This window comes from Streptomyces tendae (genome assembly GCF_014650435.1).
Lineage (GTDB): Bacteria > Actinomycetota > Actinomycetes > Streptomycetales > Streptomycetaceae > Streptomyces > Streptomyces tendae.
In genome coordinates this window covers 291,804-315,663 of record NZ_BMUY01000002.1, presented here as the reverse complement: position 1 = coordinate 315,663, position 23,860 = coordinate 291,804, and the positions used below count along the sequence as shown (strand labels likewise).

Genomic DNA, 23,860 nt, shown 5'->3' with positions numbered 1-23,860 from the left:
GCTATGGTGGTTCCATGCGTGCTGAGTTCCCCGACTTCCGCCTCGGTCAGGTGCTGGCGACGAGCTTCACGGGGACCTTGTCGGAGCGGCACGGCACCGCCGTGGAGCGCATCCCCACCCCACGGCGACTCGTCGACTGGCTGGCGGTGTACGGCCTCGTCGTGGACGCCTGCACCCCCGCCCAGCTCGGCCTCGCCCGGGAGCTGAGGGAGGCGATCCACGCCGCCGCGACGGCGGCCGCGACCGAGGACGCGCTGCCCGCGTCCGCCGTCCGGGTCATCAACGACCACAGCGCCCGGGGCGGGGCCGTGGCCGTCCTGACGCCCGGGGGCGAGCGGCGCTGGCGGCTCCGCCCGGCCTCCGGCGTGGCGGACGCCCTGGGCGTGATCGCGGCCGACGCGATCAGCGTCATCTCGGGCGAACGGGACGGCAGACTCGCCCTGTGTGCCTCACCGACCTGCCGAGCCGCCTTCTTCGACACCAGCCGCAGCCGCACCCGCAGGTGGTGCGACATGAACACCTGCGGGAACCGCGAGAAGAAGGCCCGCTTCCACGCCAACCGGCGCGGGAACCCGGGATCGGCGCTCTAGGACTGATCGCCGCCGACGAGGACGTGCTCCTTGAGGAACGCGCCCGCGTGGGCCGCCGCTTCCTCCGCGGTCGCGTACGGCGCCCCGTCGGGGGCCGTGCCGGCCGTCCCGTCGGCGCCCCGGCCGGTCCAGCCCCAGCCGCCGGAAGTCGACCGCACCAGCTCCGCGGTCCCTCCGAACAGTGCGAGCGTGCTGGTGCCCACGGTCGCGGGTGCGGTGCGGCTGACGGCGTCGGGCCACTTCTTGCGGGCACCCTGCCGGGTGATGCCCCAGACGGCGCCCAACTGCTCGTAGCTCGCGCCGTAGGAGCCGGCGGTGACCGCCGCCCGCTCCGTGAGCCGCTTGACCTCGCCGTCCATCACCTTCCACGCGGCCAGGACGGACAGGGCCACGTCGACCGGACTCGCGTCCCACATCCGCTCGGCGGACACCCCGCCCTCCCGGGAGCGGATGGCCGAGGCCAGCGGGTTCAGGGCGTCGTACAGGGCCTTGTCCAGCTCCGCCTGCTCTTCTGGGCTGATCTCAGGGGCTGTCATGCGACAACTGTAGTTTACTTAAAGATTCATGTAAACTAAAGTTTCCGTGCCGTGGTTCCTCGAAGTACGCGGCGCTCTCCGCGTCCGCGGGGTAGTACGACTCGACCGCGACCTCGTCCAGGGTGATGTCCATGGGAGTGCCGAACGTGGTGATGGTCGAGAACAGCCGGACCTCACGTCCGCCGAGACGAAGGACCATCGGGATCAGGACGTCGGATGCGACGGACGGGTCCGACGCGTCGGCGGAGCCGGGCTCCAGCAGTTCGTCGTAGAGCGCGGCGAGTTCGGCGTCGTGCGTGAGGGCGAGCTGGCGCGTGATGCGGGAGCGGAACACCGCACGCACGTCGGCCAGGTTGACGACCAGCGGGGCGAACCCGCGCGGGTCCAGCCCCAGCCGCACCAAGTTGACCGGCGGCCGCAGCAGATCGGGATCGACGTCCGCGAAGAACGGCTCGACCGCACGATTGGTCATCACGATGTTCCACCGGCGATCGAACGCCAACGCCGGGTACGGCTCATGCGCGCGGAGCACCCGCTCGACCGCGGCCCGGGCCGCCGACAGCGCGTCGTCGTCCAGTGGCCGCTCGGTGTACCGGGGTGCGAAGCCGGCCGCGAGCAACAGCGCGTTGCGCTCACGCAACGGCACGTCGAGCTGGTCCGCGAGCCGGAGGACCATGTCGGCGCTCGGGTTGGACCTGCCCGTCTCGACCAGGCTGACGTGACGGGCCGAGACGTCGGCCGCGAGCGCGAGATCGAGTTGGCTCAGTCGTCGGCGATGCCGCCACTGCCGCAAGAGCTCCCCAACGGTGTGCACGGTCGTCGACAGTACTCATCGTGGAGCCGTACGCCATGAAATCCGACTTCATCGACAAGCGGCACGCCCGCGGAAACACTGCGTCCATGACCACGGAGAACAAGACCTCGGAGAACAAGACCCTCGTCGGACGGGCACTGGCGGAACTGATCACGACGGGCGGCGTCGACGCGCTCGAACCGCTGCTGAGCGACGACTTCGTCCATCACCGGCCGGACTCGACCTCCTCGACGAAGGCACAGTGGCTCGCCGCCGTGCGGGAGGCACTCGTGCCGCTCGCCGGGATGCAGGTCGAGGTCGTCCACCTGCTGTCCGAGGGGGACCACGTCGTGATGCACTCGCGGCGACGGCTCCCCGCTGCCGGCCCGGAGATCGCGGTCGTCGACATCTGGCGCATCGAGGACGGGCTGATCGCCGAGGGCTGGGAGATCATCGAGCCGACGGCGCGGGCGGCCGCCAACCTGGTGTGGTGGGAGCCTGCCGAGCGCTGACCGGCCGTCACGACGACCGCCTCCGGAGGCGAGGTCGGGCGACGGCTCGCGATCAGTGGCAGTGACCGGGCTCGGTCGCCGGGCCGGTGCCGGTGCCGGTGCCGGTGTCGGTGCTTGTGCCTGCGCCGGTGGCGCCCAGGTCGTCGGAGTGTCCGGCGTCGATGCGGGGCCACTGTGCTGTGGGACGTCCGCCCGGCCACTCCCGCAGCGGGGGCCAGTCGGGAGCCCCGCCCAGGGTCCGTGTGGCGTGCCCGAGGCGCGGCCGGCCTGCCGGTGAGTCCTCCCAGTCCTCCTGACGCCCGAACGCCGTGAGATCCATGAGCGCGTAGCTGTAGTCCACCGCCTCGGCCCCGCGACGCTTGGTCCAGTACGTCTCGAAGACGCGGTCGCCGTCGCGCAGGTAGCAGACCAGGTGGAACAGGCCGAGCTCCCGGCCGACGAGGAGCGACTCGAGCGAGGGCTGGGCGGAGTACCACGGCATCGTCCAGCCCATGAAGGCGCGGTAGCGCAGGCTCTCCTCGTACGACGTCTGCGCGTCCCCGAAGCCGTAGGCCGTGTTCCGCCCCTGGCAGAACACGGCGAAGGTGATGTCGCGGGAGTGCAGATAGGACAGCTCGCCCACGTGGCTCATCACCCAGGTGCAGCCTTCGCACTGCTCGGCGGCAGGTCGGCCGGGCCACCACATGAAGTAGTAGGCGATCATCTGGCGTCGCCCTTCGAACGCGTCCAGGAGCGTCGTGGGGCCGTCCGGCCCCAGCAACGGGCTGTCCGCGGCCACCTCGACCATCGGGAGTCCGCGGCGCGCCGCGGCGATCGCGTCGCCCTCGCGGGTGTGGGCCTTCTCCCTCGCCCGCAGCCCGTCCAACCGCTGCTCGAAGGTCGCGCGGTCGACGACCGGGGGTTGCGCCGTGCTCGGGTTCTCGGACATCAGCGGCTCCTGGAATCGCTTCGGCCTGTTTCCATTCTCGCCGAGCACGCCCACGAACGCCGGGTGGGCCGATGTACCAAAACCGACGACAGGCGCGGGATCGTGAGGCAGGCTGCCGGGATGAAATCCCGAACCGACGGTATGTGGTGGGGAACGGCGATCGAGGCGCCGAACCCCGGCGGCCTGGCGAGGTTCTACGCCGAACTCCTCGGCTGGCACATCGAACACGAGGAAGCCGCAAACGTCGTCGTCGCCGCCTCACCACAAGGGCCGTTCTTCGTGTTCCAGCAGGCCGAAGGCTACCGGGCTCCGGTCTGGCCACCTGCCGACGGCGAACAGCGCCCGATGATGCACTTCGACTTCCAGGTCGGCGACCTGGACTCGGCGGTCGCCGAGGCGGTCGCCCTGGGCGCCACGTTGGCCGACGACCAGCCGCAGGAGAACGTGAGAGTGCTCCTCGACCCTGCCGGCCATCCCTTCTGCCTCTGTCTCGACGAAGGGTGACCGGCCCGCGCACCCGTCACGCGACGCACTGACGCAGGCACCGCTCCTCTTCTCCCCCGCCTGACGCGTGGACTCGCCCACGGGCACTGATGGACGCGGCCGCCTCGCGCGGCGTGTGCACCTCCGGCACCGTGGCCGTAGCACTGCCTCCGGGGGTGGCCACGCTTCCGGCTCAGCGGGAACGGAGCGGCGGATGGGTTCGACGCGGGGCACGGGCGGGACAGCGTCTGCCGGCGGGCTCCTCGACGTACGGGTCGGGGGGCGTGGGCGAGACCTCCCGGGTGGAGGCATCGGGTGAGCGGCTTCACTGCCGCGCCGGCCTTGCTGGGCCTGGCCCTGCTGGCGGTGGCCGGAGCATACGGAGCGGCCCGGGCGCTTCGGCTCTCGTCCGGTCCGCTGCCCGCGCAGCCGTTCGGGTCGGGACTGGAGCCGACGGAACACGCGGTCAGCCGCTTCCACCTGCGCTGGTACACCGTGACGATGCTCTTCCTGGCCTTCGACATGGAGATGGTCTTCATGTACCCGTGGACGCTGGTGATCTCGGCGATGGGGCCCGGTGCGGTGATCGAGATGTTCGTCTTCCTCGCCGTCCTGCTCACCGGTGTGGTCTACGCATGGCGGGAGGGAGCGCTGCGGTGGGCCTGACCGCCGTCCTGGCGCGTGCGGCGGCCGCCCGGCCTCGGGTCCTGCTGGTGACCACGCCGGGCGGTACCGGGGTGCGCCTCGCCGCCGAGCAGGAGCTGCGGTCCCGGGACTGGCCCTCGGCGTCGACCCCGGCCGGAGCCGACCTGATGCTGGTGGCGGCCCTGTCCCTCGTGCTGGGCATCGCCGGACAGGCCGTCCTCACCGTCGCCGAGCCGGACCTCCTTGCCGCGGACCGTACGCAACTCGCGTGAGGGGAAAGGGGATTGGACTACAGTTGGCCGTCCCATGCCTGATCTGTGCGGAATAAACCATCTGACCGTGTCCACGAGCGACCTCGACCGGCTCGTGACGTACTACGAGGAACTGCTCGGAGCGAGGCTCGCGTTCGAGCGCGCCGCGACCTCGACGGATCCGCGGATCGCGGTCGTCGACGTCGGCGGGGACGACCACCTGATGATCGTCGAAACCGCCACCGCCCCCCACACCGATCTCGACCCTCTGGGCCGGGCGGGATGGGGACTCCGCGTGGGAACCTACGCGCAGCTGCGTGAGGTCCGCGAACGCGTCCTCGGTGCCGGATGGCCGGCCGGAGAGATCGAGACACTGCCCACGCAGTGGACGCTGACCGTGCGCGATCCCGACGGCCGACCGGTGGACGTCCGAGCCCACCGTCCCCGCACAGCACCGTCGCCCACCGGCGGGCGCGCAGCCGGAAGCTGAGACCCCCGAGCCGCACGCCCACGCCCACTACCGGTACGAGGACGCCGGCGAGCCGGAGACGGTCGGCGGCGGGCAGCCCGAGTCACCGGACACAAGCAGCGGCCGGGTCCTCGATCCGTCAAGGGGTGACGACGGCGAAGTCCGGGTCGAAGTCGTCGAGGAGTCCGGCCAGGGTCGTCAGGGCGGTCTCGTCGCCGTCGAGGGTGATCTTCCCGGCCTCGACGAGGTGTTCCGCGTCGGCCGGCTTCAGGAGGCAGGCGACGAGGGCGGGCTTGGGGCCGCTGACCGTCAGGCGGGTGTCGGGCGAGGCGCCGCGACGGGCGTTGAGGACGCCTCGGCGGACCCACATCGTCCAGGTCTCGTCGGTGTCGGCGAAGCGGAAGTCGATCCGCAGGTCGGCCGTGGCGGCCTTGTCGCCGACGAGGTGGACGGCGGCGAAGTCGAAGAGGATGTCGATCGGCATGGCCAGGATCGAGTCCGGGCTGGCGGTGGCGAAGGCGGCCGGCGCGACGCCCTCGCGCAGTTCCTTGGCGGCGGTCAGGAAGATGCCGCGCCACTGCGGGCCCTCGGCCTGGTAACCCATCTGCTCGTAGGCGTCGGCCTGGAGGTCACGCGCCGCTTGGTGGTCCGGCTGGGCGAAGACCAGGGCGTGCAGGATCTGCGCCGCCCAGCGGTAGTCGCCGGCGTCGAAGGCCCGGCGCCCCTCGGTGAGGATCGCGTCGGGCCCGATCAGGTCGGTCAGACGGCGGGCGGTCTCCACTGACGGGTGCGGGTGGAGGGAGACCGGGTCGCCGTCCCACAGGCCGAGTTCCTTGGTGAAGACGGCGCGCACGTCGTGGTGGAGCGTGCCGTGGTAACCGCGGTTGAACCACTTGCGGCCCAGCTCATCGGGCAGCTCGACGACCTCGGCGGCCTCCAGCGGGGTGTATCCCTTGTTCGCCAGCCGCAGTGCCTGGTCGTGGATGTACTTGTAGGTGTCGCGCTGCGACTCCAGGAACGCGGTGATGTTCTCGTTGCCGAAGACGGGCCAGGTGTGCGGGCCGTAGTGCAGTTCCGCCTCGTCGCCCCACCGCTGGAGGGTCTCGTCCAGGTAGCGGGCGAAGTTGCGGGCGTCGCGGGTGCGGGCGCCGCGCAGGGTCTGGATGTTGTGCAGGGTGTGGTTGGCGTTCTCGGCGCAGGTGAGGGCCTTCAGCTCCGGGATCCAGATGTGCATCTCCTCGGGCGCCTCGGTGTCCGGCGCGTACAGGAACTCGAACTCCAGCCCGGCGAGTTCGCGCCGGGCGCCGGTCTCGGTGATCGGGTCCGTGGGGGAGAGGTACGACACGGTGGCACCGGAGGTGGTCGTGATGCCGATGCCGCTGGTGACGCAGCCGCAGGCGTTCTTGCCGAGGAGGCTGCCGAAGGCGTAACCGGCCCGCCGGGACATGGCGTTGCCGGCGATGACGTTCTCGCCGATGGCGTACTTGTCGAACGAGGCGATCGTGCCGGGCGCCAGGATCGGGACCCGGCCCGAGGCCACGTCGTCGGCGCTCACCACGCCCTTGACGCCGCCGTAGTGGTCTACGTGCGTGTGGGTGTAGACGACGGCGGCCACGGGCTGGTCGGAGACGTGCTCGCGGATCATGGACATGGACTGGGCGGCGGACTCGACGGAGCCCGTGCAGTCGATGACGACGAGGCCCGTGTGGCCCTCGATCACGGTGAGGTTGGCGATGTCGTTGTTGCGCACCTGGAAGACGCGCTCGGCGATCCGGTAGAGCCCGCTCTTGGCCATGAGCTGCGACTGGCGCCACAGGCTGGGATGCACGGAGTCGGGTGCCGGAGCGTCCTCCGCGAGGTAGTCGAACCAGCCCGGGTCGAAGATGATCCGGCCGTCGGCCGCCTCGACCTGTCCCGGCAGCGGGGCGATGAAGCCGTGGTCGTTGTCGGCGAAGTCCTGTCGGTCGTCCATGGCGTACCGGCTCACCGCGGCCCGGTTCGCCGCGACGGTGGCGGGGGTGGGGAGCTTCGCGTTGTCGGCCATGGCGACCTGACCTCTCCTGCGGCGACGGGTCGGGACAGCCACTCAAGGCTTTCCCGGAGCGGAGCGGTCGGCAACTCGGCGCCGAGGAGACCCCGGCGGGTCCGGCTCACGTACCGGGACCGGCTCACGTACCGGGTCCGGCGGCCTGCCGGTGGCCGGCCGGGGTCCGCGACGTCCGCGCCCGCGCCTGCGCGTGTGCTGCCTCCGGAGACAGCGCCTCCCCCTTCGTGAAGGCGTCCGTGAAGGCCGCCGCCCCCAGCGCGGCGGTCGCCGCGGCGGTGGTGCGGCCGACGTCCAGTCGCTCCGCGGCCGGCAGCGGCGCGCCCGTGGCGGCGCGCGCGGCGGAGGCGGCGCCGAGAAGGAGCGCCGCGGTCCCGGGGCCGTCCGCGAGGGCGTGAGCGGCGGCGAGGCCCTCCAGGGCCAGGGCGACCGCCCGGGGGTCGTCGGTGGTGAGGGCCGTTTCGTAGCCCTCCTCATGGTGGGCCAACGCACCGCGCGCGTCGCCGCGCAGCTCCGCGATGAAGCCCAGCTCGGCCAGGATCAGCGCGTTCGCCCCGTCGAGCCCGACCTGGCGGTGCCATTCCAGGACCGTACGCATCCGGGCCTCCGCCTCGTCGAGGAGCCCTTCGCGGCGCGCGCCGAGACCGAGCCCCAGCTCCGCGTTGATCTCGCCCGCGCGGAAGCCCAGTTCGGCGGCGAGGCGCCGGGACCGCTCGTGGTACTCCCGCGCCCTGCCGAGGTCGCCGGTGAGCAGTGCCGTCCGTCCGAGCCCGGACAGCAGGTCCGCGGCCAGGGTGGAGAGGCCGAACTTCTCGGCGCTGTCCAGCCCGGCCTGTCGCAGCCGGGCCGCGCGCTCGTAGTCGCCGTGGATCTCGGCGACCGACGCCAGCGGGTACACCGACCACAACTGGCCGCACGTGTCCCCGACGTCCCCGAACAGCCCCGCGCTGCGCTCCGCGTCCTCCCGCGCAGCGGCCAGGTCGCCCCGCAGCAGGCGCTGGACGGACCGGTCCGCCAACGCGGCCGCCTCTCCCCATGCTCGCGCTGGTCACGGCCCGGGCGCTGCTGCCCGAGTACCGTGACCCGGCCCCTGGCCGTCTGGACCCGGCGAGCGTCGCCCTGTTCCTGCTGGCCGTCCTGCCCGTGGTGTACGCCATCAAGAGCCTGGCCTCGGGTTCCCCCGCCTGGCAGCCCGCCCTCGCCTTCGCGGCCGGGGCGGTCTGCACCGCCGCGTTCGTACGTCGGCAGAACCGGCTGGCCACGCCGCTGCTGGAGCTGCGGCTCTTTCACGACCGGGCCTTCACGGGGGCGCTGCTCACGCTGCTGATCGGGATGACGGCCCTCAACGGCGTCGAGTATCTCGTCCCGCAGTATCTGCAGGCCGTGGCGGGACAGTCGCCGCTGGAGGCCGGGCTGTGGCTGTTGCCCGGAGCCGCGGGACTGATCGCCGGCTCCCAGCTCACCTCGGTCCTCGCCCGCCGGTTCCGTCCGGCGTACGTCCTGGCCGGCGGCCTGCTGCTCTCACTCCCCGGCTACGCGGTGATCGCCCTGTACGAGGGAGTCCTGACCGCTTCACTGGGCCTGACGGTGATCATGTTCGGCGTCGCCCCTATCAGCGTCCTCGGCACGGCCCTGGCGGTCGGCGCCGCGCCCGCGGAGAAGGCGGGTGCCGCCGCGGCGACCGGTCAGACCGCATACGACCTGGGCCTCGCCCTGGGTATCGCGATCACTGGCACTCTCGCGGTCGCGGCCTACCGCGGAGAGATCCCCGACGACGCACCCGCCGAGGCCAAGGACACCGTAGGCGGTGCGATCGCCGCCGCGGAACGCCTCCCGGACGGCGCCTCACTGCTGGCCACGGCGAAGGACGCCTTCACCACAGGGCTGCAGACGGCAGCCACCGTGAGTGCGGCTCTCATCCTCGTGACGACGGTCCTGGTGACGACACTGCTGCGCCACGTCCCGGCGATCGCGGCCACCCCCGCCGCGTCGGGTACGGAACCGCACCCGGAGGCCGCCGAACCGGTCACGGCGGCCAACTGATCACCAGGGGCACGGCGTTGCGCCCGGCCATCTCCCGACCGGTGGCCGGGCCGAGGAAGCTCAGTGAGCGGGGCGGGGCAGTACGGCGAGGGCCGTCCGGGCTATATCTGTCAGCGTTTCCTCGCTCGCTCCGGCCTTGCCCAGCGCTTCGATGCCGCGCAGTACGGCGAGCACCAGCGCAGCCAGCCTTCCCGGATCCGTGTCCGCGGCGATGTCGCCATTGCGCTGACAGGCTGCGATGTCGCTCTCCAGTAGCGCCTGCAGCGCCTCGATGGCCGCGCGCGCCCGCCCGGCCACCGTCTCGTCGTGTTCGGCCAGCTCGGCGGCGCCCTTGGCCAACAGGCATCCGCGGTGGGCGGTGTCCGCGGCAGTCGCGGCCGCCACCGCGTACACGTGGGCGGACAGCCGCGCGTAGGCGTCCTCGTCGTTGCCGCACAGCTGCCGGCTCACGGCCTCGACGACGGAGCCGCAGTAATCGTCGAACACCCGGTGGAACAGTGCCTGTTTTCCGCCGAAGGCGCCGTACAGGCTGCCTTTGCCGAGCCCTGTCGCCTCGGCGATGTCTTCCATGCGCGTGGCGGCGTACCCACCCGACCAGAACCGCTCCCGGGCAGCGTCCAGTACCTGCCGCTCGTCGAATTTCCTGGGGCGTGCCATGGCGGCAGTCTACCCATTCTTGACTGGTCCGTCCATAACGGCTAGCGTTATGGACGGACCAGTCAAGAACTGAGGAGTGGGTGCGCTATGGCGGGAGTACTCGCAGGCAAGGTGGCGGTGGTCACCGGAGCCAACAGCGGCATCGGGCTTGCCATCGCCAAGCGGTTCGCCGCGGAGGGGGCACGGGTGTTCCTGGCCGGTCGCCGTCAGGAGCCGCTCGACGCGGCCGTCGCCGAGATCGGTTCGGCGGCCACCGGTGTGCGGGCCGACGTTTCGGTACAGGCCGACCTCGATGATCTGTACTCGGTCGTGCGCGAGGAGGCGGGCCGCATCGACGTGCTTGTCGCCAACGCCGGCAGCGCTGTCCCGCAGCAACTCGGTGAGATCACCGAGGAAGCCATCGACGCCACCTTCGGTACGAACGTGAAGGGCACGGTCTTCACCGTGCAGAAGGCGTTGCCCCTGCTGTCGGACGGCGCCTCGATCGTGGTGACAGGGTCGACCAGCACCCTCCGCCCCGGACCGAGCCTGGAAATCTACGGCGCGTCGAAGGCGGCGGTGCGCAACCTGGTGCGCAGCTGGGCGCTCGGCGCGCGGGAACGCAAGTTCCGGGTGAACGTGCTGAGCCCCGGCCCGACCGAGACCCCGGGCCTGGTCGGCGCCGTGGGCCCGGACCACCAACTCGCCTCGCAGGTGCCGCTCGGCAGGATCGGCCGCCCGGACGAGATCGCCGCCGTGGCGACGTTCCTGGCCTCGGACGCCTCCAGCTTCGTCAACGGCGTCGACTGGTTCGTCGACGGAGGCCAGGCGCAGGTCTGACAGCGTCCCCGATTCGGTGGGCCTACCGGGCACCCCGGTCCACCGGACGACCTTGCGGGCATGGGGCCGGACCGCGAGGTCCCATCCTGGGTGCGAGGGCTGTCAGGCCACTCGCCGGCGGATCCACCAGGCGCAGAAGCCGGTCAGGGCCAGGGCGAGGCCGAGGTACAGCCCGGTCTCGGCCCACTGAAGGGCCCAGAAGTTGTCGGCGGGCTGGTACGTCACCTGCTGCTTGTAACCCAGGGCGCCGAGGTCGGCGACGCAGCCGTCGATCTGCTGCAGTGCGGGAGGACCGGACTCGGTGCGCAGGCAGTCGGCGAAGGACGACGGCACGGGGGCCGGTTGACCGGCGGCGTTCAGTGTCTGCTGGGAAGTGACCCAGGCCCCGGGTACGTCTTCGAGGTGCGCGACGATCTGCTTGGCGCCGTCCTGGATGCTGATGGGGCCACCGTCGGGTTCGATCGCCACGGTGGTCCGGCTCGCGGCGGCCAGGTGAGGCCGGAGCCACATCGGCACGGCGACCTGGACGACGGCGTAGAGGGTGAACGTGGTGGCCATCGCGGGCAGGGTGCGGCGGACGACCAGGCCGAGGGCGACGCCCAGGACGAAGGCGAAGGCGGCATGGGCCATGGGGACGACCCCCCGGGCGGCGAAGGCCACCGGGTCGAGCCGCGCGAAGTACGTGTCCGTCGCGCCGCCGCCGTTGACGGCCCGGTCGATGGGGCTGCTCCACCAGCTCACCGCGAGGCTGGTCAGTCCGGCAGCGGTCATGGAGGCAGCCGCACCGAGGCCGAGCCTGGTCGCCAGCCAGCGGGTGCGGGTGACGCCCTGGTTCCAGGCCAGGTAGTGGGTGCCGGTCTCCAGTTCCCGGGCGATCAGCGGCGCACCCCAGAACATCCCGATGACCGCCGGCACGGCATACACGACCAGCAGTCCGGTGTAGTAGAGCGTCTGGTCCGCACTGGAGACCTGGTCCACCAGGCCGCTGCCGGCCGTCCGGTAGAGATCGGCCAGCTGCGGTCCGGTGCCGGCGAGGATGACGGCGAGGACGGCCACCGCGGCGAACACCACGGCGGCCTGGGTGCGGAACTGGCGCCAGCTCAGCCAGATCATCGGAGTACCTCCAGGGCGGGCCGGGTGTCACGTACCGCGTCGGCGGGCCGGGTCATGTAGGCCAGGACGATGTCCTCCAGGCCAAGGGGAGTCACGGTCCAGGACGGATCGTGGACCGCGGTGTCGGTGCGCACCAGGAGGGTGGTCTGCCGTTCGGTGTGGCTGGCCGTGATGACGTGCTGGCCGGCCGGGAGCGTGGCCGGGTCGCGGCGCGGTCCGGTGAGCCGGTGGTGGCAGGCGACCAGGTCGTCGATGTCGCCGGCCACCTGCACCCGGGAGTCGACCAGGACGATGACGTAGTCGCAGGTCCGTTCCACGTCGGAGACGAGGTGGGAGGAGAGCACGACGCTCAGTTCGTGTTCGGCGACGGCCTCCATCAGGTCCTGCATGAACTCCCGTCGGGCGAGCGGGTCCAGGGCCGCGACCGGCTCGTCCAGGATCAGCAGTTCCGGGCGCTTGGCGATGCCCAGGGTGAGAGCGAGCTGCGCGCGCTGGCCGCCGGACAGCTTGCCGGCCTTCTGCTTGGGATCCAGGCCGAGGCGACGGATCCGGTCGCGAGCCAGGCCCTCGTCCCAGTTCGGGTTGAGGCGTTTGCCGAAGTCGAGGTGGTCGGCGACGCTCAGCGCGGCGTAGACCGGGGTGTCCTGGGCGACGAAGCCGACCTTGGCCAGCTGTTCCACACCCTCGGCAGGACGGCCACCGCACACCTCGATGGTCCCGGCCGACGGCCGCAGCATGCCGGAGGCCAGGTTCAACAGAGTCGACTTGCCCGCTCCGTTGGGGCCGACCAGGCCCACCACCCGGCCGGAAGGGATGTCCAGGTCGCAGTTCTGCAGCGCCCAGCGCTGCTTGTACCTCTTGCCCAGGCCCTGGGCGCGCAAGACGGCACTCACGCTACGTCCTCCCCGGCAGCGTTGCGGAACGTGCTCACGAACAGCGCCTCGATGCTCTCGTCGTCGAGCCCGGCCAGACGGGCTTTGGTCAGCCAGCGCTGCAGGTCCTTGCGCAGCGGTCCGTGCGCGGCGAGCGTGCCGTCGGCCAGCGTCCGGGTCACGAACGTCCCGACACCGGGACGAGCGGCCACCAGACCGTCGTGCTCCAGCTCCCGGTACGCCTTGAGCACCGTGTTCGGATTGACCGCCATCTGCCTCGCTACGTCCTTGACGGTCGGCAGCCGGTCCCCCTCGTTCAGCAGGCCGAGCCGCAACGCGTGCCTCACCTGCTGGACCAGCTGCTGATACGGGGGCAGCCCGGACCGGCTGTTCAGATGGAACTCAATCACCGGCTCCTCCATTTATCTAGCTTCCTAGCACTATAGCTTCATGCGGTAGCCCTTCGGCAAGGTGCGCGCTGCGAACGCCGGCTGCCCGGGCCCACGGGGAGTCAGCGCCTAGACATCAAGTAAGGCCCAGGTCGATGACCTGGGCCCTCTTCATGGAGACAGGTATCGGCGCCACCGAGGGGACGGCTGCACACGGTCCTCCAGTGCGGGGTTCAGCTGTTGAACGAGGCGTTGCGACCGCACTGCATTCACGAGCGCCTGACGCCGGGCCTCTGTCATTCGATCAGGGCCGCGCGGCGCCACTTTCCACCTGCTGTGCTATTTCGAATGGCATACTCGAAGTGTGACTGACGACGACGTTGACTTCCCGCCCGGCGACGGCCCCACCAGCGGTATCTCCGTCACCTTGGCCGCCGGAACCCTGCAGGCCATCCGTGAGCGGGTCGGCAAGCGAGGTGTCTCGGCCTACCTGGAGAAGGCGGCCCAGCGGCAGATCGAGCGCGACAATCTGGACGAGCTGATCGCAGACTTCGACAAGGTGCACGGTCCGGCCGATCCCGAGGCCGTGGCGGCCAAGCGTGCCCGGCTGACCGGAGGCGCCACGAACACCGGGGCGGCCGCGTGAGCGGTGCCCTGGTCCTGGACAGCGAGGGTCTGGCGAAGGCAGTACACCGGGATCGGGAAGTCCACGAGTGGCTGACGGCGGCTCGCGACGCGGATCTGCCCGTGATCACCTCGGCGGCCGTGTTGGTCGAGGTGATCCATCCGAAGATCGACGACGCCGCACTGAAGTGGACCCTGTCCCGCCTGAGCGTCGAGCCGGTGACCCAAGCCGTCGCGCAATCCGCTGCCGCCTTGCTGCGGGCAGCGGGGCTGCACGGCCACAAGTACGCCATCGACGCCATGCTGTGCGCGACCGCCTTGCAGCATCCCGGCCGGGTGACGATTCTGACGTCGGACGTGGAGGACATCGGGCTGCTCACTGCCGAACATCCGCGCCTGAGTGCGGAGAAGGTCTGAGCCGCGACGCCTTGTAGGGGCGGTGCTCGCCGTGCGGACTCGGCCGCCGCTCAGCGGTCTCCTGCCCAGCCGGCAGGCCGGCTGGGAGGACATACCCTCTCGGAAACGACTGAGGCCCAGGTCGGTAACCTGGGCCTTGTGGAGCGGGTGACGAGAATCGAACTCGCGCTCTCAGCTTGGGAAGCTGATGTTCTACCATTAAACTACACCCGCCTAAGACGCCGACCGAGGTCGGTGCCTGGACGCTCGCTCACTCTACCCCATGCCCGGCCCCCGGTGTTCGCACCGTGGGGCCGGTGGTCGTTCGGGGGTGGGGGACGAGGCTGCGGAGGCTCGGAGTTGGGGCGTACGGTGGGGGCCCTGAAGAGGGTGTGCGTGAGGGCGGAGTGCCGCCTGGAGAGTCGTCTCTTTCATCCCGTACTGTGGCTTTTGTCGTCAGGGTAGTAAGCCAGACGCGGCTCTTGGGGAAGGGACTTGAAGGACTTGATGGAGCGCACCGTCGTCCGCTGTGCCGATGGGCACGTGTTCACCGCCACCTCGTTCCCGATGCAGCAGGCCGAGCGACTCGGCCCCGGTCGGCTCGTCCGATGTCCGCGGTGTGCGCGGCTGCGGAGCGCCGTGCCCGTGGGCGCGGAGAAGCGGTAGCACAGACGCAGAGCGGGATCGGGCGCGCGGCGCGGCGGCGGTTGTCGCTGCTCCGCGCGCCTTGCGTATCCTCGGTGCGTGCTTCTCTCAGACAAGGACATCCGGGCCGAGATCGACAACGGGCGGGTGCGGATCGATCCGTTCGACGACTCCATGGTGCAGCCGTCGAGCATCGACGTGCGTCTCGACCGCTACTTCCGGGTGTTCGAGAATCACCGGTACCCGCACATCGACCCCTCCGTCGAGCAGGTGGATCTGACCCGGCTCGTGGAGCCGGAGGGCGACGAGCCGTTCATCCTGCACCCCGGCGAGTTCGTGCTGGCCAGTACGTACGAGGTCATCACCCTCCCCGACGATCTGGCGTCCCGGCTCGAGGGGAAGAGCTCGCTCGGGCGGCTCGGACTGGTCACGCACTCCACCGCCGGGTTCATCGACCCGGGCTTCTCGGGGCACGTGACGCTGGAGCTGAGCAATCTCGCGACCCTCCCGATCAAGCTGTGGCCGGGGATGAAGATCGGGCAGCTCTGCATGTTCCGGCTCACCTCGCCGGCCGAGCACCCGTACGGGAGCGAGCGCTACGGGTCCCGTTACCAGGGGCAGCGGGGGCCGACCGCCTCCCGGTCCTTCCTCAATTTCCATCGGACCCAGGTCTGAACCCAGTGACGAGCAGGATGAGCAGGGCGCGCGCATGAGTGATGTTCGGGAGAACCTGACCTACGAGCAGTTCGGCGTCGCCGTGCGGGAACTCGCACAGGCCGTCGCCGACGACGGGTACGAGCCGGACATAGTGCTGTCCATCGCCCGCGGCGGCGTCTTCGTGGCGGGCGGGCTGGCGTACGCGCTCGACTGCAAGAACATCCACCTCGTGAACGTGGAGTTCTACACCGGGGTCGGGACCACGCTCGACATGCCCGTCATGCTCGCGCCGGTCCCGAACGTCATCGACTTCTCCGACAAGAAGGTCCTGATCACCGACGACGTCGCGGACACCGGCAAGACGCTCAAGCTGGTGCGCGACTTCTGCCTCGACACGGTCGCCGAGGTCCGCAGCGCGGTGATCTATGAGAAGTCCCACTCCCTCGTCCAGTGCGAGTACGTGTGGAAGCGGACGGATGACTGGATCAACTTCCCGTGGTCCGTGCAGGAGCCCGTCGTGCGGCGGGCCGGGCAGGTCCTCGACGCCTGAGCGCCGTGAAGGACATGGTGTGTGAAGGGCCCCCGGCGTCGCGCCGGGGGCCCTTCACACACCATGCCGTCCCGTCAGAACGTGCCGAGCTTCACGATCGACAGCAGGGCGATCAGCTGGATGGCGGAGGCGCCGAGTGCCTTGGGCCAGGGCAGGTCGTGGGAGCGGCTGACCATCAGGGTGAGGAGGGCGCCGGCCGCGATCCAGGTGGCCCAGCCGAGGATCTGGACGAAGGGCGCGTCGCCGCCGGCGAACATCGCGACGACCAGGCGCGGGGCGTCCGTGAGGGACATGATCAGCATGGAGAGGCCGACCGTGGGCTGCCAGGCGCCGTCGCCGCCGAGCTGGCGGGCCAGGGTGTGGGTGACCACGCCCAGCACGAAGGCGCTCAGCACCAGCGCCACGGCCGTGGTCAGGACGATCGGGATGGCGTTCGAGAGGGTGGCGTTGATCGCCTCCTCGCGGGCGCCGTCGAAGCCGAAGACCGCCAGCAGGCCGTAGAGGAACGTCACGATGAGCGCCGGGACCCACATCGCGTAGTCCCGCATCTGGAGGAAGGTCTGGTTGGGGGCGAGGACGACGCCCCTCAGCAGGTCCTTCCAGTGCAGGCGGGGGCCGACCGGGCCGGGGGCCGGGGCGGAACCGGCACGGTAGGTGTCGCCCTGGTTGTAGGGGTCGTCCACCGTGAACGCCTGGGTGTGGCCCGGGTTGTTGGCCGCGTACGGGTCGTACGGTGCCTGCTGGGGGTGGCCGCCGGGGCCGCCCTGTCCGTAGCCGCCGTCGCCGAAGTACTCCGGCTCACCGTGCCCGCCTCTGTGACCTCCGTGTCCGCCGCCGGGTGCCTGCGGCCACGGGGAGCCGCCGGGCGCGGGGGCGCCACCCCCGTACGGCTGCTGCGGGTACGGGGGCTGAGGCGCCGCGGGACCGCCGTACGACGGTCCCTGGGGCGCCTGCTGTCCGTACGGGGGGCGTTGCGGTCGCGCGTTTGGAGCGCCGTTGTCCCGGCCGCGTCCGATCCTGAATCCAGCCACGCCTTCGAACGTACCTGGTCCCGGAGAGTGACGGGCGGGGCCCGGCCATTCGGGGGGTCCTTTGCGGCCGAGCTGTGACATCCCTTACGGGTGCTCCCTGAGGAGTCCCCGAGGCCCGACCGGTGGACCGGCGGTGGGTGCCCTCCGGCTCCCCACGGGGTCAGGAGCGGGTCAGGAACTGCGACGTCGAGAAGGTGACCGCGGCCCGTGCCGTCACGACGTCCTTCGGCGCGCCCCGGTGGACCTCGACGGAGTCCTCCGTGTCGCCCCGATGGGTGCGCAGCACCAGGTCCGCGAGGCCGTCGCCGTCGAAGTCGCCGACCGTCAGCACCCGCGTCGTGCCCGTCGCCGCGGGTCGCACCGTGACCGGGGCCCTGGTCGTGAGCCCGGACTCGCGGCCCGGGTGGACGCGTACTCCGGAGCCGCTGGAGACCAGGTCGCTCAGGCCGTCGCCGTCGAAGTCGGCGGCGTCGAGCATCGAACCGGGGGTGTCGAGGGCGCTGCGGGTCGCGGTGGGCAGGTCGTAGCGCATCGCGGTGTCGTCCAGGGTGCCCACGGCCGCGTCCAGCGCCTTGCCCTTGCCGAAGGCGCCCAGGGCGATGTCGACGCCGGCGGGGAGGGTGACCCCGGTGCGGGTCGGGCCGTCGGGGCCGCCCAGGACGAGGGCCGCCTTGCCGGGGCCCGCGGAGGTGCGGACGACCAGGTCGTCGTACCCGTCGCGGTTCACGTCGGCGGCGGGGCCGGTCGGGGCCTCGCCGGGGGACGGGACGGGCGCGCCGGCCTGGTGCGGGTCGCCCTTGCGGGTGAAGGGGCCGCGCAGGTAGCTGAGGCGGCCGGCGGAGGCGTGGACGACCAGGTCCTGGGCGCCGTCGCCGTCGAAGTCGCCGCAGACCGGCCGCTCGGGCCAGTCGTTGCCGTAGCGGGCCTTGTCGGGGACGGTCAGCGGGACCGCGCGGTCGGTCGGTCCCGCCGGGGAGCCGAAGAGGAGCTGGAGGGGGACCGGGGGGCGGCCCTGGCCGTCGTAGGGCGGGTCGGTGGTGACCACCAGGTCGGTGAAGCCGTCGCCGTCGAGGTCGCAGCTCGCCTCCGCCTCGAAGACGGCCGGCAACTGGCCGTCGACGCGTGCCGCGTGCTGCTTCGGCGTGAGCAACTGCCGGGCTCCCGGCACCAGTCCGCGGGACGAGCCGTAGACGATCCCGATGCCGGCGTCGTCGGCGTGGCTCTCCGCCTTGACCAGGTCGTCGAGGATCAGGTCGCGGTGGCCGTCGCCGTTGAAGTCGTCGGGGACCTCGCTGCCCTCGCCGTGCGGGACGGGGAGCAGGGCGGGCGCCTGGGCGGCGCGTACGGGGGTGGGGGCGGCGGCGTCCTCGGCGGCGGGCGCCTGGCCGTGGCCGCAGGCGGCGAGCAGCAGCAGGCAGCCGACGGCGGCTGTGCCGGTCAGGGTGGTGCTTCTGCGCAGGCGCACCGTTCACCTCGTCCGTATCGACCCGTATCACCATTACCGACAACGACCGGGTAATGATGCACGTGTTCGACATACGGCGACACCCCCGGGTCCGGGCGGACCTGGGGGTGTCGGCGGAGCGCCGGGTGCCGGGCGGCTGCTACTTCACCGGCTCCGGTGTCGGCTCGCTCTCCGGCTCCGGGTCGCCGGTCGGGTCGGCCGGGGTCTTGACGGAGTCCAGCAGGAGCTGGGCGACGTCGACGACCTGGATGGACTCCTTCGCCTTGCCGTCGTTCTTCTTGCCGTTCACGGAGTCCGTGAGCATGACGAGGCAGAAGGGGCAGGCGGTCGAGACGATGTCGGGGTTGACCGAGAGGGCCTCGTCGACGCGCTCGTTGTTGATGCGCTTGCCGATCCGCTCCTCCATCCACATCCGCGCGCCGCCCGCGCCGCAGCAGAAGCCGCGCTCCTTGTGGCGGTGCATCTCCTCGTTGCGGACGCCCGGGACGGCGGCGATGATCTCGCGCGGCGGCGTGTAGATCTTGTTGTGGCGGCCCAGGTAGCAGGGGTCGTGGTAGGTGATGATGCCCTCGACCGGGGTGACCGGGAGCAGCTTGCCCTCGTCGACGAGGTGCTGGAGCAGCTGGGTGTGGTGGATGACCTCATAGTCGCCGCCGAGCTGCGGGTACTCGTTGCCGAGGGTGTTGAGGCAGTGCGGGCAGGTGGCGACGATCTTCTTGGCCGACTTGGGCTTCGCCGACTCGGGCGTCACCTTGCCGTCGTCGTCCATCTCCTCGCCGAAGGCGGCGTTGAGGGTCATGACGTTCTCCATGCCGAGCTCCTGGAACAGGGGCTCGTTGCCCAGGCGGCGGGCGGAGTCGCCGGTGCACTTCTCGTCGCCGCCCATGATCGCGAACTTGACGCCCGCGATGTGCAGCAGCTCGGCGAAGGCCTTGGTGGTCTTCTTGGCGCGGTCCTCCAGGGCGCCGGCGCAGCCGACCCAGTACAGGTACTCGACCTCGGTGAGGTCCTCGATGTCCTTGCCGACGACCGGGACCTCGAAGTCCAGCTCCTTGAGCCACTCCAGGCGCTGCTTCTTGGCCAGGCCCCAGGGGTTGCCCTTCTTCTCCAGGTTCTTGAGCATCGTGCCGGCCTCGGAGGGGAACGCCGACTCGATCATGACCTGGTAGCGGCGCATGTCGACGATGTGGTCGACGTGCTCGATGTCGACCGGGCACTGCTCGACGCAGGCGCCGCAGGTGGTGCAGGACCACAGGACGTCGGGGTCGATGACGCCGTTCTCCTCGAGGGTGCCGATCAGCGGGCGCTCGGCCTCCGCGAGCGCGGCCGCGGGCACGCCGGCCAGCTGCTCCTCGGACGCCTTCTCCTCGCCCTCCATGGTCTTGCCGCCGCCGGCCAGCAGGTAGGGGGCCTTGGCGTGCGCGTGGTCGCGCAGGGACATGATCAGGAGCTTGGGGGAGAGCGGCTTGCCGGTGTTCCAGGCGGGGCACTGCGACTGGCAGCGGCCGCACTCGGTGCAGGTGGAGAAGTCCAGCAGGCCCTTCCAGGAGAACTGCTCGACCTGGGAGACGCCGAAGACGTCGTCGTCGCCGGGGTCGGTGAAGTCGATCGGCTTGCCGCCCGAGGTCATCGGGAGCAGCGGGCCGAGGGCGGTGCCGCCCTTGGCGTCGCGCTTGAACCAGATGTTCGGGAAGGCCAGGAAGCGGTGCCAGGCCACGCCCATGTCGGTCTTCAGGGCGACCGTGATCATCCAGATGAAGGAGGTCGCGATCTTCAGTCCGGCGAAGAAGTAGACGAGGTTCTGGAGCGTGCCGAGGTCCACGTCATGGAGCGCGGAGACGACCGGGTACGAGATGAAGAACGACGCCTCGTAGCCGTCCACGTGGTGGAGAGCGCCCTCCAGCGCGTGCAGCATGAAGATGCAGACGCCGACGACGAGGATGACGGCCTCGACGAAGTACGCCTGGCCGAAGTTGGAGCCCCCGAAGCGGGACTTGCGGCCCGGCCTGCGCGGGTGGCTGAGCTGCCGGATCACGATCAGGACCAGGATGCCGAGCACCGTCATCGTGCCGATGAACTCGACGAAGACGTTGTACGGCGCCCAGTCGCCGATGACCGGCAGGATCCAGTCGGCCTGGAAGAGCTGGCCGACGGCGTTGACGATGGTCAGCAGCAGGGAGAAGAAGCCCACCGCGACGAACCAGTGCGCCACCCCGACGATGCCCCAGCGGTTCATCCGGGTGTGGCCGAGGAACTCCCTGACCACGGTGACGGTGCGGTCGACGGGGTCGTTGGTCCGCGTTCCGGCCGGCACCGGCTGGCCCAGCCGCATGTAGTTGACGATCTGCAGGACGGCGCGGCCGAACAGTGCGACGCCGACCACGATCAGGACCAGCGACACGATGATCGCGGCGAGTTGCATTTGGGGGCTCCTCGGGCCTGCGAGGTTACGAGGGGGGCGGTGGTACTCGGTACTACTGGTATGGCTCGGTACTACTGGGTGGTGCTCGGTGGTGCTTGGTGGGACTCGTATTACTAAGCGGTAACTTAATCAGTCCGTTTGAGACTACCCCCATCCTCCGCCGCACTGTAGTCGGACGTGCGGTGATCTGCGTCGCTGAGGCAACCCTGGCCGCGACGCGCCGCACCCGCCCCCATTGCGCGTAAGGAACGGATAAGAGTTGAGCCTGGCCGACTCACCTCTGTTGACCCGTTGCCGGGTGTCGTGCACACTTGAGCCTGTTCCACTCAAGTCAGCTGGAGGTTATTCACCATGGCACGTGCGGTCGGCATCGACCTGGGCACGACTAACTCCGTCGTCAGCGTTCTGGAGGGCGGCGAGCCCACCGTCATCACCAACGCCGAGGGCGCCAGGACCACGCCGTCCGTCGTCGCCTTCGCCAAGAACGGCGAGGTGCTCGTCGGCGAGGTGGCCAAGCGTCAGGCGGTCACGAACGTCGACAGGACCATCCGCTCGGTCAAGCGCCACATGGGCACCGACTGGAAGGTCAACCTCGACGGCAAGGACTTCAACCCGCAGCAGATCAGCGCCTTCGTGCTGCAGAAGCTGAAGCGGGACGCCGAGTCCTACCTGGGCGAGAAGGTGACCGACGCGGTCATCACCGTCCCGGCGTACTTCAACGACGCCGAGCGCCAGGCCACCAAGGAGGCCGGTGAGATCGCGGGCCTCAACGTCCTGCGCATCGTCAACGAGCCGACCGCCGCCGCGCTGGCGTACGGCCTGGACAAGGACGAGCAGGTCATCCTGGTCTTCGACCTCGGTGGCGGTACGTTCGACGTCTCGCTGCTCGAGATCGGCGACGGCGTCGTCGAGGTGAAGGCCACCAACGGTGACAACAACCTCGGTGGTGACGACTGGGACCAGCGCGTCGTCGACTACCTGGTCAAGCAGTTCCAGTCCGGCCACGGCGTGGACCTGGCCAAGGACAAGATGGCGCTGCAGCGCCTGCGCGAGGCCGCCGAGAAGGCGAAGATCGAGCTGTCCTCGTCCACCGAGACCACGATCAACCTCCCCTACATCACGGCGTCCGCCGAGGGCCCGCTGCACCTGGACGAGAAGCTCACCCGCGCCCAGTTCCAGCAGCTGACCTCCGACCTGCTGGAGCGCTGCAAGACGCCGTTCCACAACGTCATCAAGGACGCCGGCATCCAGCTGTCCGAGATCGACCACGTCGTTCTCGTCGGTGGCTCCACCCGTATGCCCGCCGTCGCCGAGCTCGTCAAGGAGCTGACCGGCGGCAAGGACGCGAACAAGGGCGTCAACCCGGACGAGGTCGTCGCCATCGGTGCCGCCCTGCAGGCCGGTGTCCTCAAGGGCGAGGTCAAGGACGTCCTGCTGCTCGACGTCACCCCGCTGTCCCTCGGCATCGAGACCAAGGGCGGCATCATGACCAAGCTGATCGAGCGGAACACGACGATCCCGACCAAGCGCTCGGAGATCTTCACCACCGCCGAGGACAACCAGCCCTCCGTGCAGATCCAGGTCTACCAGGGCGAGCGAGAGATCGCGGCGTACAACAAGAAGCTCGGGATGTTCGAGCTGACCGGTCTGCCGCCGGCGCCGCGCGGCGTCCCGCAGATCGAGGTCGCCTTCGACATCGACGCCAACGGCATCATGCACGTGACCGCGAAGGACCTGGGCACGGGCAAGGAGCAGAAGATGACCGTCACCGGCGGCTCCTCGCTGCCGAAGGACGAGGTCGACCGGATGCGCCAGGAGGCCGAGAAGTACGCGGAGGAGGACCACGCCCGCCGCGAGGCCGCCGAGTCCCGCAACCAGGGCGAGCAGCTCGTCTACCAGACGGAGAAGTTCCTCAAGGACAACGAGGACAAGGTCCCCGGCGAGGTGAAGACCGAGGTCGAGGGTGCCGTCGCCGAGCTGAAGGAGAAGCTCAAGGGCGAGGACACCGCCGAGATCCGCACCGCCACCGAGAAGGTCGCCGCCGTCTCGCAGAAGCTGGGCCAGGCCATGTACGCCGACGCCCAGGCCGCGCAGGCCGCCGGCGGCGAGGCCCCGGGCGCCGACGCGGGTGCCGCCTCCGGTGACAAGGCCGACGACGACGTCGTCGACGCCGAGATCGTGGACGACGAGCGCAAGGACGGTGCCGCGTGACGGAGGAGACCCCGGGTTTCGACGAGAAGCCCGACGTCCCCTCCGGCGCCACCCCTGACGACGCCGAGCCGCAGGCCGCCTCCGAAGAGGGGGCGGCCCCGGCCGGGGACGCGAGCGAGAACGCGGGTCTGGTGGCCCAGCTGGACCAGGTGCGCACCGCGCTGAACGAGCGCACCGCGGACCTCCAGCGCCTCCAGGCCGAGTACCAGAACTACCGCCGCCGGGTGGAGCGGGACCGCGTCGCGGTCAAGGAGGTCGCCGTCGCGAACCTCCTGTCCGAGCTGCTTCCCGTGCTCGACGACGTCGGGCGCGCCCGGGAGCACGGCGAACTGGTCGGCGGCTTCAAGTCCGTCGCGGAGTCGCTGGAGACGGTCATCGCCAAGATGGGCCTCCAGCAGTTCGGCAAGGAGGGCGAGCCCTTCGACCCGACGATCCACGAGGCCCTGATGCACTCCTACGCACCGGACGTCACCGAGACGACCTGCGTGGCGATCCTGCAGCCCGGGTACCGGATCGGCGAACGCACCATCCGCCCCGCGCGGGTGGCGGTCGCCGAGCCGCAGCCGGGCGCCCAGACGGTCAAGCCGGCCGAGGCCGGCGCCGAGGGACAGGACGCCTCCGACGCGGAGGACAACGCCGGGACCAAGGAGAGCGGTGGCCCGGACGAGGGCTGAGCTTGAAGTGACGACACAGGCGCGAGAGGAGGGACGTCGGG

General features: G+C 70.6%; 26 protein-coding genes and 1 tRNA gene. 14 read left to right on the top strand and 13 right to left on the bottom strand.

The genetic code is table 11. The features are described from left to right. Positions 1-14: 14 nt before the first annotated feature. Entirely contained in the window at positions 15-590 is a 576-nt protein-coding gene (locus IE258_RS06350; RefSeq protein WP_189740042.1) for a CGNR zinc finger domain-containing protein, read from the top strand. Here the strand turns inward: IE258_RS06350 and IE258_RS06345 are convergent. Both IE258_RS06345 and IE258_RS06340 read right to left on the bottom strand, forming a co-directional pair. Beyond that, positions 587-1,126, bottom strand: coding sequence for a hypothetical protein (locus tag IE258_RS06345; RefSeq protein ID WP_229891958.1), 540 nt, complete (start codon positions 1,124-1,126; stop codon positions 587-589). The genes IE258_RS06350 and IE258_RS06345 overlap by 4 nt on opposite strands. Then, positions 1,113-1,940 carry a helix-turn-helix domain-containing protein gene (locus IE258_RS06340; protein ID WP_229891957.1) on the bottom strand — a complete coding sequence of 276 codons (828 nt, stop codon included), beginning with the start codon at positions 1,938-1,940 and terminating at the stop codon, positions 1,113-1,115. The genes IE258_RS06345 and IE258_RS06340 overlap by 14 nt, the downstream gene beginning before the upstream one ends. An 86-nt stretch (positions 1,941-2,026) precedes the next feature. Here IE258_RS06340 and IE258_RS06335 point away from each other — a divergent pair, with 86 nt between their 5' ends. Next, positions 2,027-2,431: a nuclear transport factor 2 family protein gene (locus IE258_RS06335; protein ID WP_229891956.1), complete on the top strand. Its 405-nt coding sequence runs from the start codon at positions 2,027-2,029 to the stop codon at positions 2,429-2,431. Positions 2,432-2,483: 52 nt separating this feature from the next. Here IE258_RS06335 and IE258_RS06330 read toward each other — a convergent pair whose 3' ends face one another. Further along, complete coding sequence (locus tag IE258_RS06330) at positions 2,484-3,359, bottom strand: DUF899 family protein (protein ID WP_189740036.1); 876 nt, start codon at positions 3,357-3,359, stop codon at positions 2,484-2,486. Between the two features lie 120 nt (positions 3,360-3,479). Between IE258_RS06330 and IE258_RS06325 the strand changes: the two genes are divergently transcribed. From IE258_RS06325 to IE258_RS06310, 4 genes are all read left to right on the top strand, one after another. Further along, a complete protein-coding gene (locus IE258_RS06325) occupies positions 3,480-3,863 on the top strand; it encodes a VOC family protein (RefSeq protein ID WP_229891955.1) in 384 nt (127 codons plus the stop codon). Between the two features lie 294 nt (positions 3,864-4,157). Further along, entirely contained in the window at positions 4,158-4,508 is a 351-nt protein-coding gene (locus IE258_RS06320) for an NADH-quinone oxidoreductase subunit A (RefSeq protein WP_189740033.1), read from the top strand. Then, positions 4,499-4,759, top strand: coding sequence for a hypothetical protein (locus tag IE258_RS06315; protein ID WP_189740029.1), 261 nt, complete (start codon positions 4,499-4,501; stop codon positions 4,757-4,759). The genes IE258_RS06320 and IE258_RS06315 overlap by 10 nt, the downstream gene beginning before the upstream one ends. 67 nt (positions 4,760-4,826) lie before the next feature. Then, positions 4,827-5,228, top strand: a complete 402-nt coding sequence (locus IE258_RS06310; protein ID WP_229891954.1) for a VOC family protein — start codon at positions 4,827-4,829, stop codon at positions 5,226-5,228. Between the two features lie 118 nt (positions 5,229-5,346). Here the strand turns inward: IE258_RS06310 and IE258_RS06305 are convergent, their stop codons facing one another. Both IE258_RS06305 and IE258_RS06300 read right to left on the bottom strand, forming a co-directional pair. Continuing rightward, positions 5,347-7,251 carry an alkyl/aryl-sulfatase gene (locus IE258_RS06305; protein WP_189740024.1) on the bottom strand — a complete coding sequence of 635 codons (1,905 nt, stop codon included), beginning with the start codon at positions 7,249-7,251 and terminating at the stop codon, positions 5,347-5,349. A gap of 124 nt (positions 7,252-7,375) precedes the next feature. Then, entirely contained in the window at positions 7,376-8,269 is an 894-nt protein-coding gene (locus IE258_RS06300; protein WP_189740021.1) for a tetratricopeptide repeat protein, read from the bottom strand. A gap of 17 nt (positions 8,270-8,286) precedes the next feature. Here IE258_RS06300 and IE258_RS06295 point away from each other — a divergent pair, with 17 nt between their 5' ends. Then, the gene (locus tag IE258_RS06295; RefSeq protein ID WP_189740018.1) at positions 8,287-9,294 is read left to right on the top strand and encodes an MFS transporter; all 1,008 of its coding nucleotides are present in this window, start codon (positions 8,287-8,289) and stop codon (positions 9,292-9,294) included. A gap of 60 nt (positions 9,295-9,354) precedes the next feature. Here IE258_RS06295 and IE258_RS06290 read toward each other — a convergent pair whose 3' ends face one another. Then, positions 9,355-9,951: a TetR/AcrR family transcriptional regulator gene (locus IE258_RS06290; RefSeq protein ID WP_189740015.1), complete on the bottom strand. Its 597-nt coding sequence runs from the start codon at positions 9,949-9,951 to the stop codon at positions 9,355-9,357. A gap of 87 nt (positions 9,952-10,038) precedes the next feature. On the opposite strand from IE258_RS06290, the gene IE258_RS06285 reads away from it, so the two are divergent. Continuing rightward, the gene (locus IE258_RS06285; RefSeq protein ID WP_189740011.1) at positions 10,039-10,770 is read left to right on the top strand and encodes an SDR family NAD(P)-dependent oxidoreductase; all 732 of its coding nucleotides are present in this window, start codon (positions 10,039-10,041) and stop codon (positions 10,768-10,770) included. A gap of 102 nt (positions 10,771-10,872) precedes the next feature. On the opposite strand, the gene IE258_RS06280 is transcribed toward IE258_RS06285, so the two are convergent. From IE258_RS06280 to IE258_RS06270, 3 genes are read right to left on the bottom strand one after another with little or no spacing between them, the layout of a single operon-like run. After that, positions 10,873-11,883, bottom strand: a complete 1,011-nt coding sequence (locus tag IE258_RS06280; RefSeq protein WP_189740008.1) for an ABC-2 membrane transporter-related protein — start codon at positions 11,881-11,883, stop codon at positions 10,873-10,875. Further along, positions 11,880-12,776: an ABC transporter ATP-binding protein gene (locus tag IE258_RS06275; RefSeq protein WP_189740005.1), complete on the bottom strand. Its 897-nt coding sequence runs from the start codon at positions 12,774-12,776 to the stop codon at positions 11,880-11,882. The genes IE258_RS06280 and IE258_RS06275 overlap by 4 nt, the downstream gene beginning before the upstream one ends. Beyond that, positions 12,773-13,177 carry a GntR family transcriptional regulator gene (locus IE258_RS06270; RefSeq protein ID WP_189740002.1) on the bottom strand — a complete coding sequence of 135 codons (405 nt, stop codon included), beginning with the start codon at positions 13,175-13,177 and terminating at the stop codon, positions 12,773-12,775. The genes IE258_RS06275 and IE258_RS06270 overlap by 4 nt, the downstream gene beginning before the upstream one ends. 331 nt (positions 13,178-13,508) lie before the next feature. Between IE258_RS06270 and IE258_RS06265 the strand changes: the two genes are divergently transcribed. Further along, a complete protein-coding gene (locus tag IE258_RS06265; protein ID WP_189739999.1) occupies positions 13,509-13,790 on the top strand; it encodes a hypothetical protein in 282 nt (93 codons plus the stop codon). Continuing rightward, complete coding sequence (locus IE258_RS06260; protein WP_189739996.1) at positions 13,787-14,185, top strand: PIN domain-containing protein; 399 nt, start codon at positions 13,787-13,789, stop codon at positions 14,183-14,185. The genes IE258_RS06265 and IE258_RS06260 overlap by 4 nt, the downstream gene beginning before the upstream one ends. A gap of 139 nt (positions 14,186-14,324) precedes the next feature. Here the strand turns inward: IE258_RS06260 and IE258_RS06255 are convergent. Beyond that, positions 14,325-14,398 (bottom strand) — tRNA-Gly (locus IE258_RS06255). Positions 14,399-14,908: 510 nt separating this feature from the next. On the opposite strand from IE258_RS06255, the gene dcd reads away from it, so the two are divergent. Together dcd and IE258_RS06245 are read left to right on the top strand one after the other, a co-directional pair. Further along, entirely contained in the window at positions 14,909-15,484 is a 576-nt protein-coding gene (dcd, locus tag IE258_RS06250) for a dCTP deaminase (protein WP_127892587.1), read from the top strand. A gap of 34 nt (positions 15,485-15,518) precedes the next feature. Beyond that, complete coding sequence (locus IE258_RS06245; protein WP_159325101.1) at positions 15,519-16,016, top strand: phosphoribosyltransferase; 498 nt, start codon at positions 15,519-15,521, stop codon at positions 16,014-16,016. A 74-nt stretch (positions 16,017-16,090) separates the two neighbouring features. Here IE258_RS06245 and IE258_RS06240 read toward each other — a convergent pair whose 3' ends face one another. The 3 genes from IE258_RS06240 to IE258_RS06230 form a co-directional block, all read right to left on the bottom strand. Continuing rightward, on the bottom strand, positions 16,091-17,128 hold the full coding sequence (locus tag IE258_RS06240; RefSeq protein ID WP_189739993.1) for a Yip1 family protein: 1,038 nt from the start codon (positions 17,126-17,128) through the stop codon (positions 16,091-16,093). A 79-nt stretch (positions 17,129-17,207) separates the two neighbouring features. After that, positions 17,208-18,512, bottom strand: coding sequence for an FG-GAP repeat domain-containing protein (locus IE258_RS06235; protein WP_189739990.1), 1,305 nt, complete (start codon positions 18,510-18,512; stop codon positions 17,208-17,210). A 139-nt stretch (positions 18,513-18,651) separates the two neighbouring features. Continuing rightward, positions 18,652-20,934, bottom strand: a complete 2,283-nt coding sequence (locus IE258_RS06230) for a heterodisulfide reductase-related iron-sulfur binding cluster (protein ID WP_189739987.1) — start codon at positions 20,932-20,934, stop codon at positions 18,652-18,654. A gap of 351 nt (positions 20,935-21,285) precedes the next feature. Between IE258_RS06230 and dnaK the strand changes: the two genes are divergently transcribed. Beyond that, a complete protein-coding gene (gene dnaK, locus IE258_RS06225; RefSeq protein WP_189739984.1) occupies positions 21,286-23,145 on the top strand; it encodes a molecular chaperone DnaK in 1,860 nt (619 codons plus the stop codon). Further along, entirely contained in the window at positions 23,142-23,819 is a 678-nt protein-coding gene (grpE, locus tag IE258_RS06220) for a nucleotide exchange factor GrpE (RefSeq protein WP_087808189.1), read from the top strand. The genes dnaK and grpE overlap by 4 nt, the downstream gene beginning before the upstream one ends. The last annotated feature ends 41 nt before the right edge of the window (positions 23,820-23,860 follow it).

Bases quoted from the DNA above. Each gene is read 5' to 3' on its own strand.
- IE258_RS06350 (WP_189740042.1), top strand. From the start codon at position 15: ATGCGTGCTGAGTTCCCCGACTTCCGCCTCGGTCAGGTGCTGGCGACG.
- IE258_RS06345 (WP_229891958.1), bottom strand. From the start codon at position 1,126: ATGACAGCCCCTGAGATCAGCCCAGAAGAGCAGGCGGAGCTGGACAAG.
- IE258_RS06335 (WP_229891956.1), top strand. From the start codon at position 2,027: ATGACCACGGAGAACAAGACCTCGGAGAACAAGACCCTCGTCGGACGG.
- IE258_RS06330 (WP_189740036.1), bottom strand. From the start codon at position 3,359: ATGTCCGAGAACCCGAGCACGGCGCAACCCCCGGTCGTCGACCGCGCG.
- IE258_RS06325 (WP_229891955.1), top strand. From the start codon at position 3,480: ATGAAATCCCGAACCGACGGTATGTGGTGGGGAACGGCGATCGAGGCG.
- IE258_RS06305 (WP_189740024.1), bottom strand. From the start codon at position 7,251: ATGGCCGACAACGCGAAGCTCCCCACCCCCGCCACCGTCGCGGCGAAC.
- IE258_RS06295 (WP_189740018.1), top strand. From the start codon at position 8,287: ATGCTCGCGCTGGTCACGGCCCGGGCGCTGCTGCCCGAGTACCGTGAC.
- IE258_RS06290 (WP_189740015.1), bottom strand. From the start codon at position 9,951: ATGGCACGCCCCAGGAAATTCGACGAGCGGCAGGTACTGGACGCTGCC.
- IE258_RS06285 (WP_189740011.1), top strand. From the start codon at position 10,039: ATGGCGGGAGTACTCGCAGGCAAGGTGGCGGTGGTCACCGGAGCCAAC.
- IE258_RS06280 (WP_189740008.1), bottom strand. From the start codon at position 11,883: ATGATCTGGCTGAGCTGGCGCCAGTTCCGCACCCAGGCCGCCGTGGTG.
- IE258_RS06270 (WP_189740002.1), bottom strand. From the start codon at position 13,177: ATGGAGGAGCCGGTGATTGAGTTCCATCTGAACAGCCGGTCCGGGCTG.
- IE258_RS06245 (WP_159325101.1), top strand. From the start codon at position 15,519: ATGAGTGATGTTCGGGAGAACCTGACCTACGAGCAGTTCGGCGTCGCC.
- IE258_RS06240 (WP_189739993.1), bottom strand. From the start codon at position 17,128: ATGTCACAGCTCGGCCGCAAAGGACCCCCCGAATGGCCGGGCCCCGCC.
- IE258_RS06230 (WP_189739987.1), bottom strand. From the start codon at position 20,934: ATGCAACTCGCCGCGATCATCGTGTCGCTGGTCCTGATCGTGGTCGGC.
- dnaK (WP_189739984.1), top strand. From the start codon at position 21,286: ATGGCACGTGCGGTCGGCATCGACCTGGGCACGACTAACTCCGTCGTC.